The organism is Paenibacillus sp. MSJ-34, assembly GCF_018918005.1.
Classification (GTDB): domain Bacteria; phylum Bacillota; class Bacilli; order Paenibacillales; family Paenibacillaceae; genus MSJ-34.
Map to the genome: position 1 here is coordinate 64,981 of NZ_JAHLPR010000018.1, position 16,202 is coordinate 81,182.

The 16,202-nt window shown below is 53.7% G+C and carries 12 protein-coding genes; all 12 read left to right on the forward strand.

Features of this window, described 5'->3' with window-relative positions:
* Nucleotides 1-397: 397 nt before the first annotated feature.
* The 12 genes from KQI79_RS11015 (at nt 398) to KQI79_RS11070 (ending at nt 16,137) form a co-directional block, all read left to right on the forward strand.
* Nucleotides 398-1,480, forward strand: coding sequence for an ROK family protein (locus KQI79_RS11015; RefSeq protein WP_216538281.1), 1,083 nt, complete (start codon nt 398-400; stop codon nt 1,478-1,480).
* Nucleotides 1,481-1,575: 95 nt separating this feature from the next.
* The gene (locus tag KQI79_RS11020; protein WP_216538282.1) at nt 1,576-2,745 is read left to right on the forward strand and encodes an alanine racemase; all 1,170 of its coding nucleotides are present in this window, start codon (nt 1,576-1,578) and stop codon (nt 2,743-2,745) included.
* A gap of 59 nt (nt 2,746-2,804) precedes the next feature.
* Nucleotides 2,805-3,971, forward strand: a complete 1,167-nt coding sequence (locus KQI79_RS11025) for a substrate-binding domain-containing protein (protein WP_216538283.1) — start codon at nt 2,805-2,807, stop codon at nt 3,969-3,971.
* Nucleotides 3,972-4,049: 78 nt separating this feature from the next.
* Complete coding sequence (locus tag KQI79_RS11030; RefSeq protein WP_216538284.1) at nt 4,050-5,546, forward strand: sugar ABC transporter ATP-binding protein; 1,497 nt, start codon at nt 4,050-4,052, stop codon at nt 5,544-5,546.
* Nucleotides 5,530-6,501, forward strand: coding sequence for an ABC transporter permease (locus KQI79_RS11035; RefSeq protein WP_216538285.1), 972 nt, complete (start codon nt 5,530-5,532; stop codon nt 6,499-6,501). Before KQI79_RS11030 ends, KQI79_RS11035 begins: the two co-directional genes overlap by 17 nt.
* Nucleotides 6,502-6,533: 32 nt before the next feature.
* Nucleotides 6,534-8,294 (forward strand): methyl-accepting chemotaxis protein, encoded by a 1,761-nt coding sequence (locus KQI79_RS11040; RefSeq protein WP_216538286.1) that lies wholly within the window; start codon nt 6,534-6,536, stop codon nt 8,292-8,294.
* 63 nt (nt 8,295-8,357) lie between these two features.
* Complete coding sequence (locus tag KQI79_RS11045; RefSeq protein ID WP_216538287.1) at nt 8,358-9,281, forward strand: ROK family protein; 924 nt, start codon at nt 8,358-8,360, stop codon at nt 9,279-9,281.
* A 347-nt stretch (nt 9,282-9,628) separates the two neighbouring features.
* Nucleotides 9,629-10,909, forward strand: coding sequence for an ABC transporter substrate-binding protein (locus KQI79_RS11050; protein WP_216538288.1), 1,281 nt, complete (start codon nt 9,629-9,631; stop codon nt 10,907-10,909).
* 90 nt (nt 10,910-10,999) lie between these two features.
* Entirely contained in the window at nt 11,000-11,875 is an 876-nt protein-coding gene (locus KQI79_RS11055; RefSeq protein WP_216538289.1) for a carbohydrate ABC transporter permease, read from the forward strand.
* An 11-nt stretch (nt 11,876-11,886) separates the two neighbouring features.
* Nucleotides 11,887-12,720: a carbohydrate ABC transporter permease gene (locus KQI79_RS11060; protein WP_216538290.1), complete on the forward strand. Its 834-nt coding sequence runs from the start codon at nt 11,887-11,889 to the stop codon at nt 12,718-12,720.
* Between the two features lie 41 nt (nt 12,721-12,761).
* The gene (locus KQI79_RS11065) at nt 12,762-14,549 is read left to right on the forward strand and encodes a sensor histidine kinase (protein ID WP_216538291.1); all 1,788 of its coding nucleotides are present in this window, start codon (nt 12,762-12,764) and stop codon (nt 14,547-14,549) included.
* A complete protein-coding gene (locus KQI79_RS11070; RefSeq protein ID WP_216538292.1) occupies nt 14,542-16,137 on the forward strand; it encodes a response regulator in 1,596 nt (531 codons plus the stop codon). The genes KQI79_RS11065 and KQI79_RS11070 overlap by 8 nt, the downstream gene beginning before the upstream one ends.
* The last annotated feature ends 65 nt before the right edge of the window (nt 16,138-16,202 follow it).

A 16,202-nucleotide genomic window follows, 5' to 3' on the forward strand; every position in this document is an offset into this window, starting at 1 on the left:
ACCATTTTCCCAAAAGTGCCAAGTCATAGGGTGCGGCGGCTTTATCATGAGGCGTAATGTCATCAACGGCAACTCCGACAGTTTGCGGGCAAATCATCGTTCAGGAACACGCAGCGATCCATCGCGTACAGGCCGAAACAATCGGCTTTCTGAACGAAGGGGATTTCCACAGAAGGGCGGGAAAAATGCTTCATCGGCTGAAAAGTAATGAGCGCATAATGCAACAATGATGCACCGGAACGGGAGAGAACGAGATTCGGAGGGTTTGCATCCGAGGAAGGTTGTGAAATCAGGCACAACACACAATTGGAAAAATAATCATTGACAAAGTTTGACAAGATGTGATTCAATTCAATTAATTAATAAAGTTTATTAATTTACGAAGCGGGGTGAGGACATGCAGAAGATGATTGGCCAACCTGGCATTTTAAAAAAAGTGAATGCGCATATGATCAAGCAAATCATCACGGTACACGGCCCGATTTCCAAGCCGGAAATTGCCAAATTGACAAAGCTTAGTTTGCCTACCGTCAATAAAATCGTGGAAGTTCTTGTACAGGAGGATCAGATCGTTGCGGCGGGCTTGGAAGGTTCCAGCAGCGGACGCAAAGCGCAGTTGTACAAGATTAACGCCAATCAAGGCTACGTTGCGGCGATCTACGTGAAGGACAACTTTTATATTTGCGGCATTTCGACGTTTACCGGAGAGATCATCGAACGGAATACATATGTTTTCGACGAAAAGCAAGCGATTTCAAGGTTCGAGGATTTGCTACGCGTCATTGATTTGCTGACGGAGAAGATCGGCCGGGACAAACTGAAGGCCATCGGCATCGGCGTGCCGGGTGCGGTAGACGTGAATGATACCGTCTATAGCATTCCGACAATTCCGGAATGGGAATCGTTCCCGATGCGGGAGGAAATCGAGAAGCGATACGAGATCCCGGTATTTGTCGAAAACGATATTAATTTGACGACGGTGGGGTATTTTAACGCCGGTTTGGAAGGCCGCGGCGAGAATATGATGTATATCTATCTCGGCCAAGGGATCGGCGCCGGATTGATTATCCATAAGAAGCTGTACAAGGGTATGAGCAATTTCGCGGGAGAATTGAGTTATATGGTCGTTGACGGTTTCGATTCGAATACGCCGCATGAGTGGAGATCGAAAGGGCTGCTGGAGCGCCAATTGGATCAAGCGGGCCGCAATCGGGACAAAGTGGCGAACATTATTTTCAAAATGTGCATGAATGTCGTCAGCATCGTCAATCCCGAATGTATCGTATTGACTGGGGCGTTAGCAAACGAAGAAATCGTGCGCTCTGTCGAAAAGGCTCTCTCCGATTCGCTTCATCAATGGAATATGCCGCAACTGGTGTATTTGCAAAATCCCGATCCTTACAGCATTCAAGGTATCGTCAGCATGTGTTTCTCCCATATCGATTCGCAAATCCAGTTAGTGAACCGTCAAGGCATCTAGAACATGAAGGCGAATTGATGCGTTAGAGGACAAAACTTCCGCTGAGTGAAGTCGCACCATACCTAAGACAACGGAATTGAAGGGAGTTTCGAAGCATGTACTTGAAGAAATTGCAGGAACGCAACAAAGCCTTGATCGACGCAGCCATAAAGCTCCATGCGGAGGGCGCGCTCGAAGCGAATACTTACGTGATCGACGTGCAGGCGCTGCGCCGCAATGCGGAAATTATTCGCGCGGAAGCGGACAAGCACGGCATTACCTTGTACGGAATGACCAAGCAAATCGGGTATAACCCTATCGCTCACCGCACCATCATGGAAGCGGGAATCGGCAAGTTCGTGAGCGTCGATTGGCTTGGCGCGCGGCTCATGCGCGAGCAAGGAGTGCCGGTCGGACACGTCGGCCATCTCGTGCAAGCCCCGCAATCCGTCGCGGAAGAGCTGGTCGCGTTAGGCCCGGAAGCGTTCACCGTGTTCAGTCTGCGCAAGGCGGCGTCCGTGGCCGAGGCGGCCGCAAAGCTCGGCGTCGAACAGAATGTGCTGCTGCGCGTGTATAAAGAAGGCGATCGCTTCTATCCCGGACATGAAGGCGGCTTCCAACTGAAGGATGTTGTCGATGCCGCCCGTGAAATATCGAAGCTGAAGGGCGTTCGAGTCATTGGAACGACCGCGTTTCCATCGCTGCTATATAACGAAGAAGCCGGCACGGTGCTGCCGACGCCGAATTTTCAAACGGCGGTCGATGCGGCGGCGCGATTGAGCAAGGAGCTCGGCATCGATATCCGTCAGATTAATACGCCAGGCAGCACATCGTCGGCCGTTATCGGCAAAATTGCCGAGCACGGCGGCACGCATGCCGAGCCGGGACACGGCTTGACCGGCTCGACGCCGATCAGCTTCGATACGGATATTCCCGAAACGCCCGCGATGCTGTATCTCTCGGAAATATCCCACGAATACGGCGGCAACGGCCACATGTTCGGGGGCGGTCTATATGTTGACCGCGTGCGCGGCCGTTACATGTTGTCTGCACTGGTCGGCGCTTCGTTGGACACGCGCGAGGTCGAACTGATCCCGGACGACGGCATCGATTACTACGGCTATGTACGCGGCGCGAAGGAAGGCGAGCCGGTCATTCTGGGCTTCCGCGCGCAAATCTTCGTGACGCGCGGACAAGTGGCCGCGATCGACGGCGTGCAGGAAGGGAAGCCGCGCGTCATCGGATATCACGATGCCATGGGGCGTCCGGTGCAACGCGGAGTCTGACACGAAACAAGCAAGCACTCATAATTTAAGTTCGCACAATACATGGGAGGTCAAACAGAATGAAACAAAAGTGGATGACAGGATTGGGTTTGATTTTGGCGTTAGCGATGATGTTGGCTGCATGCGGCAATCAGGGAGCCGCGCCGCAAGGAAACGACGGGAAGCCGAACGCCGCGCTTGAGGCGGCTGCTCCGATCGCATTAGAGAAAGATGCCGACGGCGACGCCGAAATTATGAGCACGGGGCCGCATGGGGAAGCGGCGGTAGCAGCAACAACGCTCGAGTTGACGGCCGAGGAAGTCGAGAAGCTGCGCGAAGGCAACTATAAAGCTGCCATCGTGCTGCATTATGCCGGCAACGACTGGTCGACGGCCCAATTGGACGGATTGAAGACGACATTCGCCAAGATGGGAATCGAAGTGATTGCCGAGACCGATGCGCAGTTTAAATCGGAAAAGCAAGTTTCGGACATTGAAACGGTCATGGCGAGAAAGCCGGATGTAATTATCGGCCTGCCGGTCGACCCGGTATCTACGGCGGGGGCTTTCAAGAAAGCGGCCGAAGCCGGCGCGAAAATCGTATTCATGGATAATGTCGCGGACGGCTTGGAGCACGGTACCCATTACGCCAGCGTCGTTTCTGCGGATAACTACGGCAACGGCGTCAAGGCGGCGGACATTCTGGCCGAGAAGTTGGGCGGCAAAGGCAAGATCGGCGTCATTTATCACGATGCGGATTTCTTCGTCACCAAGCAGCGGGTCGAAGCGTTCGAGCAAACGATGAAGGAGAAGTATCCGGAGATTGAAATCGTCGCTCGCGGCGGAATCGTGGAGCCAAGCGACGGGGAGAAAGTGGCGTCTGCCTTGCTGACGAAGCATCCCGATCTGGACGGCATGTTCGTTGTGTGGGACGTTCCGGCCGAAGGAGCGCTCGCTGCCGTGCGCACAGCCGGTAAAAAAGACCTGGTTATTACAACGAGCGACTTAGGAACGAACGTGGCATTGGAAATCGCGAAAGACGGCATTGTCAAAGGGCTTGGCTCCGAGCGCCCTTACGATCAGGGCGTGGCGGAAGCCATTCTGGCCGGTTATGCGCTGCTCGGCAAAGAAACGCCGTCCTATGTAGTCGTTCCTCCGCTGGGCGTGACGAAAGACAATGTGCTTGAAGGCTGGAAATCGGTCTATCGCCAAGAAGCGCCCGATTTGATCAAGAACGCGCTGAAATAAAACGGCATTGCCTGATGCAAGAGAAGCCGCCGCCGCAGGGGGCGGTTTTCGCTTCATAGGCGGAGGAGGGAGAACACGATGACGGAAGCCGTTTTGCAGATGAACGGCATTTCCAAAGCGTTTAACGGCGTGGAAGTGCTGAAACAGGTCGATTTCTCGGTCGACCGGGGGGAAGTGCATGCGCTGGTCGGCGGCAACGGTGCGGGCAAATCGACGTTAATGAAAATTTTGACCGGTGTGTATGTGGGAGATTCGGGAGAAATCTGCATCGACGGAAAGCCTGTACATATTAACGAAATGAACGATGCTCGCCGAAACGGCATCTCGATGATTTTTCAGGAATTCAGCCTGATCCCGACCCTGACGGTAGCGCAAAACATTTTCATGGGCAGGGAGCCGCGGACGTCCCTCGGCTTTATCGACGACAAAGCTTGTGCGAACCTCGCGCGGGAATTGCTGGCGGAACTTCGGGTTGATGTCGATCCCAACGCAACGGTGGAAAGTCTGGGCGTTGGTTACTGGCAAATGACGGAAATTGCCAAGGCGATTTCGCAGGATACGAAAATATTAATTATGGACGAACCGACCTCGTCTCTCACGACGAAAGAAACCGAAGTGCTGTTTGACCTCATGGATCGCCTAAAGAAGAAAGGCATTTCGATTATTTATATTTCTCACCGCATGGATGAAATTTTGCATGTTTGCGACCGGGCGACGGTATTGCGCGACGGCAAAAACGTCATTACCGCGCCGTGTGCGGAATTGACCATGGATGAACTGGTAGGGCATATTATCGGCGGAAATATGAAGAACGCCTTCGATTGGAAAGAAAGGGCCGGTACGCCCGGCGACAAAGCGGTATTGCAAGTAAAGGACTTATATATCGGCAACCGTGTGAACGGAGTGTCGTTCGATCTGCGCGAGGGCGAAGTGCTCGGATTCGCCGGTCTGATGGGAAGCGGGCGGACGGAAACGATGCGCGGATTGTTCGGGATCGATCCGATCGATCGCGGCGAAATGATCGTCGGGGGCAAAAAAATAACGCTCAAATCGCCGCGCGACGCGATCAAGGCGGGCTTGGCGCTCGTGCCGGAAGACCGCAGGGTGCAAGGCTTGATACTCGAGCATAGCGTGAAGGACAACATGCTGCTTCCGATATTGTCGAAGCTGTTAAAGGGGCTTTTCATCGACGATAAGCGGGGCAAAGAGATTGCGGAGAAATATGTGGATGAATTGAGCATCAAGACCGACGACATCTATAAATCTTCCCATCTGTTGTCGGGCGGCAATCAGCAGAAAATCATTTTGGCCAAATGGCTGGCGAACGATCCGCAAATCTTCATCTTGGACGAGCCTACCATCGGGGTAGATATCGGGGCGAAATCGGAGATCATCGAAATGATTCGGCGATTGGCCGATAGCGGCAAATCGATTATCGTCGTATCGTCGGAGCTTGCGGAATTGAATGCGGTATGCGATCGAGTGCTTGTGATGAAGGACGGCGCGATCTCACAGGAATTGCTGCGCAAAGATCTAACTTCAGAGGAGGTATTGGAACATGCAGTCCAAAGTTAATTCAGCCGCCGCCGGAGCGAAACGGGCGTTCGATTGGCGGAAATACATCGTTTATATCGCCTTCGCCGCCGTATTTATCATTTTTTCGGTCACCTTGCACGACCAAGGATTTTTATCGAGCATGAATCTGATGAATATTATTCGGCAGACGGCGATGATATCGATTATGGCGGTAGCGATGACATTCGTTATTTCCGCGGCGGAAATCGATCTTTCGGTCGGCTCGACGGTGGCGTTGGCATCGTTAACGACGGCGCTTACGCTCGACGCCGGATACAGCCTAATCGTGGCGGTTCTCGTGGGCCTGGCGACGGGAGCGGCAGTCGGTTTCGTCAACGGGATCTTGGTGACCCGTGTCGCGATTCCTTCGTTTCTCGTCACGCTCGGCATGATGGGAATCGGACGCGGCTTGGCCATGTGGATCACCAATACGGCGCCGGTGCCGATCTTGAACGATCAATACAATTTTCTGTTCGGATCCGGGGATATCGGCCCGATTCCGCTTCTATTGATTTGGACGATTCTGGTTGTCATCGGCGGCCATATTCTGTTGCGCAAAACGAAATTCGGACGTGAAACGCTGGCGACGGGCGGCAATCAGAACGCGGCCCGATTCACAGGGGTCAATACCGCCAAAATCAAGCTGCTTGTGTTCATCGGCAGCGGAATGATGGCAGGTTTGGCGGGGATGCTGTATGCGGGACGCATGCAATCCGGACGCTTTACGTTCGGCGAGGGCGACGAATTGTCGGTCATCGCAGCGGTCATCTTGGGCGGTACAAGTTTGTTCGGCGGTGTAGGAACGGTGATCGGTACGGTCATCGGTTCCTTGATGATCGGCATGATCAATAACGGATTAATTATTATGGGCCTCGATGTCAGTCAGCAGATGGTCATTAAAGGGCTAATTATTATACTGGCAGTGGCGTTTGGCCGTAAAACGATGAAGAGATAAGGCCAATCGCTTGCGGATAGGAGATACATACTATGTTTCGCGGAAAAATCGTAGTAAAGTCGGTTACGTTTTTGTCGTTGTTGTTAGTTATTTTAGTAGCAATTTTCATCTTCGCGGCGAGTCAGCGGGAGTCGAAAATTTATTACGAGCAATTGCAAACGGAATTTAAAGTGATTGCCAACCTGTTCGAGCATCAGAGCGATCTGATTGAAAGGGCGAGAGCGCGAATCGACGCGCAGGCCGATTGGAGTACGGACCCGGACGCCCGGGCGTTGAAGGCGTACTTGGATCGGATTGTCGGCGAGGGGAAAGTTGTCAACAGTTTCGTATATTACCCCGATACGTTCGAGAAGAACGGCAAAATGCACGTTCGCTTCTTGCAAGCCAACGATGATGTGGAGAAGATGGGTTTTGTCCCGCAAACGGAATATGAATTGCCCGATGAATTCGTGGAGGCTTTCGGACAGATTGAGAAAACAGGCATCGGCTCGACGGGATTGTACAAAGACGAGTACGGAGCGTGGTTGACCATACTGGCTCCGCTTCATGACGCCGGCGGGAAGCGTATCGCTTATTTGGGCATCGATTTCCTCTTGGACGAGATCGTAGCGGATCTTAACGCTTCGTTCTGGTCATTGACGCTCATCGGCGTCATCGCCGGCGGCATATGCATCATACTCATCGGCGCGCTGATCCGCTTTACGCTGCGCGGCGTTCTGGCGTTGAACCGCACGACCATGCAGGCTGCCGAGGGCGATCTGACGGTGGAAATTCCAAGTGCGGGACGCGACGAAATCGGCAAGTTGGCGGAAAATTTCAAACGCATGATTGAGAACATTCGCGCGATTATCATCAACGTGCAAGATACGGTCCATAAAGTAACCAATTCTTCGGAGACGTTGCAGGAAGCTGCCGGCGGTTCGGCGGCGGCGACGGACGAGTTGGTCGGTTCGTTAAAATCATTGGCGGTCGGTGCGGAGGGCCAAACGGTGAGCGCGCAGGAAAGCGAACGAGTCATGGAAGAAATGGCGATCGGCATTCAGAGAATTGCGGAAGCGGCTTCCATCGTAGCGGAACTATCGACTGCGGTAGCGAAGGAAGCGGAGCAGGGAGCGGTCATCGTCGCCGAGGCGACGGGTCAAATGGAGCAAATCAATGAAACCGCCGGGGAAACGGTCACGGCGATGAAAGACCTGCAAATGCATTCGGACGAGATCGCCCAGGCGGTTACGGCGATCGGCGGGATCGCCACGCAGACGAATTTGCTGGCGCTTAACGCCAGCATCGAAGCGGCGCGCGCGGGCGAGCACGGCAAAGGATTCGCCGTCGTAGCGGAGGAAATCCGGAAGCTCGCGAACCAGTCGAAGCTCGCGTCCGAGAAAATCGTCGAAATGCTGGAACATATACGACGTTATACGGACAGAGCCGTAGCAACGACGGACGCCGCCGTGCGCGAAGTGAAGCGGGGCACGGAAACGACGGGCGCAGCCAGCGAGACTTTCGGACGAATCGTGGCTTCGATCCGTCATGTGGCGGACCAAGCGCAGGAAGTGTCGGCGGCTACGGAACAAATGTCCGCCAGCTCCGAAGAAGTTGCGGCCTCGATTGCCGAATCGGCGCGAATTGCCAATGAGGCGTCGCAACTCGTTCGTACGGCATCGAGCGCTTCCGAGCGGCAGTTGGCCGCGATGAAGGAAATATCCGCCCTGGCGTTGGATCTCCGCGACGCAGCTCAAACGGCCAAGCGGGATGCGGACAAGTTCAAGACGGCAGCCTCAGCGAGACAAGACTAAAACAACGGCTGCGCGGCAAGCTTGCCGGATAGCGCGCCTTTTGTGGCAGGAGAGGATTATGTAATGAAAGCATACATTGCATTGGATATCGGAGGCACCTTCGTGAAATACGGACTGGTGACGGAGCAAGGGGAGGTACTCGTAAGCGACCGAATGCCGACGAACCCGGAAGAGGGCCGGGAGCGGCTGGTCGCAAGGCTGGTCGAGACGGCGGAGCGTCTTCGCGGCGCGGCAGAGGGGCTTCACGTTGCGGGTATCGGCGTCAGTACGGCGGGCATCGTCGATTCGTCGACCGGCGAAGTGGTCGGCGGCGTGGAGAATATACCGCACTGGAAGCATGTCCAAGTGAAGCGCGAGTTGGAGAGCCGCACCGGCCTGGAAACGAAGGTCGTCAACGACGTGAACGCCATGGCGTTAGGCGAAGCGTGGATGGGAGCGGGCCGGGGCGAGAAGACGTTTGTCTGCATTGCGCTTGGGACGGGAGTCGGCGGCGCGATTGTCATCGATTCGAAGCTGTACGAAGGCGCTCGGTTCCGTGCGGCGGAGATCGGTTATATGCGGACGAACGCGTCGCAGACCGATTGTTACGAGCGGCGCGCGGCGACGTCGGCGCTCGTCCGGCGGGCGCGCGAGCTTCTGCCGGCCGGAGCGGCGGCGCCCCGGGAGCTTGACGGCAAGGCGATCTTTCAACAAGCTCTGGCGGGCGACGCCTATTACGGGGAGTCATTGAACGCTTGGTTGGACGATGTCGCCCAGGGAATCGCGGATGTCATCTGCATGCTCGATCCCGGATTGATTATCGTAGGCGGCGGGGTGTCGGAGCAAAAGACGTTTCTGACCGAACGCCTTGCCGCGATCGTCGAGCGGTATTTGCCGGAGGATTTGCGCGGGGGCACCGCCATCGTGCCGGCGGTCTGCGGCAACAAGGCGGGGATGCTCGGCGCCGTCAGCTTATTTGTCAACGAACGCGCAGGCGCGGAGGAATGAACATAATGATGGAATCGAGCGGATCGGTTCCGCCAAATCTCTATCCTATCGGGATAGGGATTTTTTTTCGGCTTCGGGAAATTGCTGTCTGGACCGTATGTCCGCAACTGTCCGAAATCGGGCGGTTTGTCACAATTACCGCGAACTTGGGAGCGGGGCAATTGAGAACCGAGAAGCTTGAACGAATAGCAACGTCCCTTTTCCGGGCTTTTGTCGAAATCCCCTTCGTTCAGAAAACGATAAGTAAAAATAATAGAACAAAAGTAAGATGCGGCGGATTTCATCCCGCACAGGATGTCTTTATACTGGGAATAGATTTACACCGAATAGCAGAGGGGGAACTTGAGTTGAGAAAAATAGGGCAATGGACGCTCGCCATATGTTTGATTGCGGCCCTGTTGACGGGATGCGCATCGGGCAAAGGGAACGGCGGCGAAGCAACCGGCGGCGCCGCGCCGGAGAAGAAGCAGTCCCTGGTCATCTGGACGCTGCAGCAAGCGGATGTCAATATTCAAGAGGCGCAGGAAAATGCGGCCAAATCGTTCGAGGAAAAGTTCAACGCGGAAGTGCAAATTACGGCATTCCCGTACGATCAGTTAAAGAGCAAGCTTCTGCCTGCCGTCGCGGGCGATGAAGGTCCCGACGTGCTGTTGTTGGATCAAATCTGGATCGCCCAATATGCGGCAGCCAATTATATTGTGCCATTGGGCGATTATTTGAACGGTTCGAGCATCAAAGCCGAAGATTATTTCGACGGGGCTTGGGGCGCCGGCTCTTATCAAAATAAAGTGTATGCGATTCCATTCGACGTAGGCGTCTGGGGAGTCCTTTACTACAACAAAGATATGTTCAAGGCCGCCGGCCTCGATCCCGAGAAGCCTCCGGTTACATGGGACGAGTTTCTGCAATATGGAGAGAAGTTGACGAAAGACGGCAAGTACGGCACGTCCAACTGGGCGGGAAGCAGCGAATCCGTGCAATGTCTCGTGGATGCGTTCACGGTGGCCGCCGGCGGAAAGCTGCTTGACGAATCCGGCAAGAAGATTCTGATCAACGAAGAGCCGGGCGTGAAGGCGCTGCAATTCTGGGCGGACATGAACAAGATCAGCCCTCCCGGAAGCGTAGGGAAGAACGAAGAGGATGCCATGACGTTGTTCACGAGCGGGCAAACGGCGATGACCATATACGGAGAATGGGGACAGGACACGATCAAGACGAGAGCTCCGAATATGAACTACGGGGTTGCGAATTTGCCGAAGCCTGAGGGCGGCGAATCGATCGGCACCTTCGGCGGGTTCAACCTGGCGATTAACGCGAACTCGAAAAATAAAGAATTGGCATGGGAATTCATTCAATATTCGACCAATCATGAAAACCAGAAGAACATTACGATGCTGACGCCGGCGCATAAGCAAGCGGCCAAAGAATATTTGGAAGAGAAGCGGCAATTCCCGGATGTCATCTATCAACAATTGACGACGGCCACCTACCGTCCGAATGTCGCCAACTATCCGGCCATCGCCGATCTGCAGCTGCAAGCGACGCAGAAAGTAATGATCGGCGAGATGAGCGCGAAGGACGCTTTGCAGGAAGCCGCGGACAAAATTAACGCGCTTCTGAACAAATAATCGACACAGCGAAGGCGCTGCCATGGATCGCCAATCGTTTGGCGCAGCGCCTTCTTCATATTTAAGGGAACTGACGGGAGTGAGACATACATGAAGACACGCTCGAATTTGTTCGGCTACCTGTTCATTGGACCATCGATATTCCTGCTCGTCGTACTATTGTTTATTCCTTTGCTCTATTCGCTTCACATCTCGCTGCAGGATACGGATCTGACGCATGGAGCGCCGAAATGGATCGGCTTATCCGGTTATGTGGATTCATGGAAGAACGGGGAGCTTTGGAGAGTAGGGAAGCAATCGGTCGTTTGGACTGTGTGCGTTGCTTTCTTTCAGGTCGTGATCGGGCTGTTGGCTGCGCTATTGCTGAACCGCAAATTTCCGCTCCGATGGCTTGTGCGGGGGCTTGTGCTGCTGCCTTGGGTATTGCCCGGCGTCATCGCCGCGCTGACTTGGAGACTGGTGTACGACTCGCAATTCGGGTTTCTCAACTCGTTAATCGCCAAGCTGGGATTCGGCATGCATGCGACGGATTGGCTCGGCACGCCGGGGCTCGCGATGTTCTCCGTCATTCTGGCCGCCATCTGGAAAGGCTTTCCGTTCGCCATGCTGATGTTGCTGGCGGCGCTGCAAAGCGTTCCGCAAGATCAATACGAAGCGGCGAAAATCGACGGAGCGGACGGGTGGAAGCAGTTCGTTCACGTCACGCTGCCGTCGATATCCGGCGTGCTCAAGACGGTCGTGCTGCTCGTCTCGATCTGGACGTTCAATTATTTCGAGATGATCTACGTCTTGACCGGGGGCGGGCCGATTCGATCGACGCATATCGCGCCTACCTACATCTACGAGCTTAGCTTCGGCCACTTTAATTTCGGGGAAGCTTCGCGGGTATCGGTCATCAGCTTCCTGTTTATCTTTTTGATCAGCCTTATTCTCATTCGGCAAATGCATAAGAACGAAAGAAATTGAGGGATGTTGATATGATAATAAAGCGCCTGGGATCTCGGATTTTGTTCGCGGGAGGAATATTGCTGCTGCTCTTTTTCTCCCTGTTTCCGTTTATGCAAATGCTGTCGACTTCGCTGAAGCCTGCCGACCAATTGTTCGCCGTACCGCCGGTCTGGATTCCCGAGCAAGTGACGTTTGACAATTTTGCGGCCGCTTGGCAGCATCAGCAATTCGCCCATTATTTTATAAACAGTTTATTCGTATCCGTCGTCACCTGCGTTCTCGTCATCGTCGTGTCGGTGCTGGCCGCATACGGCTTCACCCGGCTGGAGTTTGCAGGCAGGAAATTTTTCCTGAACGTCATTCTGGTCAGCCAAATGTTCTGCATTAGCGCGATTGTCATTCCGCTATACAAAATCGTAAGCTCGCTGGGGCTGCTCAATACGTTTCCCGGATTGATTCTGGCGTATATGGCTTTCACGGTACCCGTGGCGGTATGGCTGCTGCGCAGCTTCATGCTTCATATTCCGGTCGATCTGGAAGAGTCGGCCATGATGGAAGGGGCGTCCAAACTGCAGGCGTTCGTCAAAGTCGTTGTGCCGCTGCTCCGTCCCGGCATCGGGGCGACAGCCGCTTACGTGTTCCTGCTCACATGGCAGGAGTTCCTGTTCTCGCTAGTTTTCATGACCGAACCTTCCAAACGGACGCTGCCGATCGGCATTATGGATTTCAAAGGGCAATACGAAACGAATTGGGGAACCATGATGGCCGCTTCCATCGTCATCTCGATTCCGGTCTTTATTCTGTTCCTCATTATTCAACGCCAACTGATCTCGGGATTGACAGAAGGGGCTACGAAAGGTTAAATAGACTCAGTAAACGCGCAAACAAAGGAGAGTACGGACGCATGAACATACACAGTTTGCGTTTCAAGCTGATCGTTTATTTCCTGATTCTGATCTGTCTGCCCCTGGGCGTCGTTTCCTTTTTCGCTTATCAAAGTTCCACCGCCATCATTGAAGATAAAGTAAGCGAGTCGGTCGCAACCAACTTGCGCATGCTGGAGGAAAGCGTCGAATCGGTTCTAAGGGAGTCGCGGTATAGCGTGACTCCGTTTCTCATTAATATTCCATACCGCCAATTTCTGCAAAAAGAGATCGATTTGACCGATTACGGCGATCTTTCCCGGATCAATCAAATTATGAGCGAAATGAATTCGATTCAGAATTCCGCCCGCAATATTTATTCGATCAGGCTGTACAACAGCCGCAACCGAATGCTGCTTACCTCGGAGAAAACGATGTATTTTTACCCCAATAACGAGGTGCTGCATATCGAAGGGCTGCTGGCGCGCGGAGCGGCGTCTCCCCATTGGCATCTGGAAAATGAGGCCGGTTTCACGTACATGACCAGAAAGGCGAACTATATTACGTACCCGATCCGGCTCGATCCGACCGACGACGGTACGATTTTATTCGTTCATGTAAGCGAATACACGATATCCGATTATATTAAAAAAATCAATGCAAACGACAACGGGATGAAAATGCTGGTATTGACCAACGACGGCCAAAGCTTAAGCCATACCGAGGACGACGGCTTGCTTCCGCCTTTGCGGTTCGGCGAATCGCCTTCTTTTCTGAAAAACAGCAAGCTGATCGAAGAACAGGAGCAAGGCAGTTTTACCGAGAAGGTGGGCGGGGAAGACCTGCTGGTCGTATTCAATACTTCGCAAAGCACGGGCTTTAAATATTTGGCGTTCGTTCCCCGCGAAGACTGGAATCGGGAAGTCGTCAATTTGCGCAACGACATCGCACTCGTGGCCGCCATTGCGGTCGGTGCCATGCTGATCTTGTCCTTTCTGTTCATAGAACATATCTATCGTCCGATGTTCCGGTTGCTAAGCGCCATGAAACAGTTTGCCGTCAAGAAGGATTTCGGCTACCAGATCGAGGAGAAGCGGAAAGACGAGTTCGGGATTTTGTTCGAGGGCTTCAACCGCATGACGCAAAATTTGCAGCAGCTCGTGAAAAATCTATATGAAGAGAAGCTGCTGAAGCAGGAATTCGAGCTCCGGCTGATGCAATCCAAGATTAATCCTCATTTTTTGTACAATACGCTCAATTCGATTTATTCGATCGCCAAAATTCACGGGGTGCGGGAAGTGTCGGAGATGACGTACGCTTTGTCGCATTTTTTCCGGCATAGCCTGAAGGGAGACGATTGGATTACGGTCAAGGAAATGCTCGACCATATCCAATATTATTTGCGCATCCAGAAGATCCGATATCGCGATAAATTCGAGGTGACGATCGATGTGGAAGACGAATTGATGGAGATGCCGATCCTCAAGCTGCTGCTGCAGCCGCTGGTCGAGAACGCCATCATTCACGGCATCGAGATGAAGAAGGGCAAAGGAACGATCGAGGTTACCGGATACCGGACGGGCGACGATGTCGTATTCGCCGTCAGCGACGACGGACTCGGCATGACGGAGGAACGACTGGAGGAAGTGAGGAAGCATTTGGAGTCGGGCGTGCAGTCATCCGACGACATATTCGCGCTGACGAATGTCAATAACCGCATCAAACATTATTACGGCCAGCAATACGGATTGCAAATCTACAGCCAACCGGGCCAAGGCACAACGTTGGAAGTGATCTTGCCGCAACGTGGGGGAGGGAATCATGTATAGTCTCTTGATAGCCGAAGACGAAAGCTGGATGCGCGAAGTGCTTGTCAACGCCGATTATTGGAAGCATTGCGGGATTACCCGCATTTTCGAAGCGGGCAACGGAGAGGATGCGTACGGCATTTTGCAAACGGAGAAGGTCGATTTCCTGCTGTCGGATATCCGCATGCCGATCATGGACGGCCTGGAGCTATTGTCCCGCATTCAGGATACCCATCCCGAGACGATCAAAGTGATGCTGACCGGATTCGACGATTTCGAATATGTTCGCACCGCCATGCGTTTGGACGCCCACGATTATATGTTGAAGCCGGTTCATGACGAGGAAATGCTGCAATTATTCCTCCGGCTTGCCCGGCAGAAGAACGAACGGCAAGCGGAGAAGCTTAGGCGGGCCGCGGAAGAATCGAAATGGAACCACGGCAGGCAAATGCTGCGGGAGCAGTTGCTCGCAAGCTGGTTCTCGGGCAAGAAGACGGACGAGAACGGGATTCGGCAGCAGTGCCGGGAGCTCGGCATTCATTGGCAGGCGGACCGTTATGTCGTTATGCTGCTTGAAGCGGACCGGCTCCATGCGTTGCTGGAACGTTACAGCCGCCGCGATTTCAATCTGTTGTATTACGGCATCCGGAACATCGCGGAGGAATACGTGAAGGAAAGCGGCAGGCAATATTACCTGTTCGAACTGGACGAAAGGATCGTTATCTGGTGCGAGTCGACGGAACATGCGCAAGACATGGAAAGCATGCTGGAGCGGATAAGGGAGAGCGTGAAACGGTTTATTAAAGTATCCGTTTCGGTCGGCGTCAGCGGCAGGCACGAGTCGGAGAGCGAAGTGTTCCAGGCGTACATGGAAGCGTTGAATTCGCTCAAGATGAAAATGTATTACGGGAACGACCGCGCGACGTTCTACGAGAGCCTCATTCTTGAGGATCGCCGGAAGACGTTCGGACGGGACTTGCAGGTAAAGCTGTTCAATTGCATAACCGCGGGGCAGGTGGAAGAAACGGAAGCGCTGCTTGCGGAACTGTTCGGCGAAATCCGCCGCAACCCGGTCCCGGCACAGCAAATGGACGAGATGCTGCAGGCGATGGCGCATATGCTGCGGGAGAGCCGCGAGCGAGCGCCGGAGGCGGAGTCGGGCCATGCGTTCGACGAATGGCTGGCTAAAGCCCGCACATTCGATATGCTTGACGAGCTCCGGCAGTTCGTGACGGAAGCTTTTATGGCGGCGGCATCCGAAGGGGCCAAACAGAAGATGCAGCGCAAGAGCAAGCTGATTGTCGACGTGCTTCATTACTTGGAAGAGCACTATATGGAAGACATATCGCTGCAGAAGCTAGCGGAGCGTTTTTTCGTTAACGCCTCTTACTTGAGCCGGTTGTTCAAGGAAGAGGTCGGGGAAATTTTCACCAAGCATGTAATGCGGCTTCGCATCGAGCGCGCCTGCCGACTGCTGCGAACGACCCGTATGAAGGTGTATGAAGTGAGCGAAGCGGTCGGATATCGGGACGTCAAGTATTTCAATAAAATTTTTAAGGATATTACCGGCATGACGCCTGCCGATCATCGCAGTTTGTCAAACACCTAAAAAGAATAGAAGAAAAGTAAAAACCGTCACGTTACGCGATCGGAGGGAACCCGCTATCATGATAG

Excerpts from the sequence above, each read along its gene's own strand:
- KQI79_RS11025 (WP_216538283.1), top strand. The coding sequence starts at position 2,805 with ATGAAACAAAAGTGGATGACAGGATTGGGTTTGATTTTGGCGTTAGCG.
- KQI79_RS11015 (WP_216538281.1), top strand. The coding sequence starts at position 398 with ATGCAGAAGATGATTGGCCAACCTGGCATTTTAAAAAAAGTGAATGCG.
- KQI79_RS11065 (WP_216538291.1), top strand. The coding sequence starts at position 12,762 with ATGAACATACACAGTTTGCGTTTCAAGCTGATCGTTTATTTCCTGATT.
- KQI79_RS11035 (WP_216538285.1), top strand. The coding sequence starts at position 5,530 with ATGCAGTCCAAAGTTAATTCAGCCGCCGCCGGAGCGAAACGGGCGTTC.
- KQI79_RS11055 (WP_216538289.1), top strand. The coding sequence starts at position 11,000 with ATGAAGACACGCTCGAATTTGTTCGGCTACCTGTTCATTGGACCATCG.
- KQI79_RS11040 (WP_216538286.1), top strand. The coding sequence starts at position 6,534 with ATGTTTCGCGGAAAAATCGTAGTAAAGTCGGTTACGTTTTTGTCGTTG.
- KQI79_RS11020 (WP_216538282.1), top strand. The coding sequence starts at position 1,576 with ATGTACTTGAAGAAATTGCAGGAACGCAACAAAGCCTTGATCGACGCA.
- KQI79_RS11060 (WP_216538290.1), top strand. The coding sequence starts at position 11,887 with ATGATAATAAAGCGCCTGGGATCTCGGATTTTGTTCGCGGGAGGAATA.
- KQI79_RS11030 (WP_216538284.1), top strand. The coding sequence starts at position 4,050 with ATGACGGAAGCCGTTTTGCAGATGAACGGCATTTCCAAAGCGTTTAAC.
- KQI79_RS11070 (WP_216538292.1), top strand. The coding sequence starts at position 14,542 with ATGTATAGTCTCTTGATAGCCGAAGACGAAAGCTGGATGCGCGAAGTG.
- KQI79_RS11045 (WP_216538287.1), top strand. The coding sequence starts at position 8,358 with ATGAAAGCATACATTGCATTGGATATCGGAGGCACCTTCGTGAAATAC.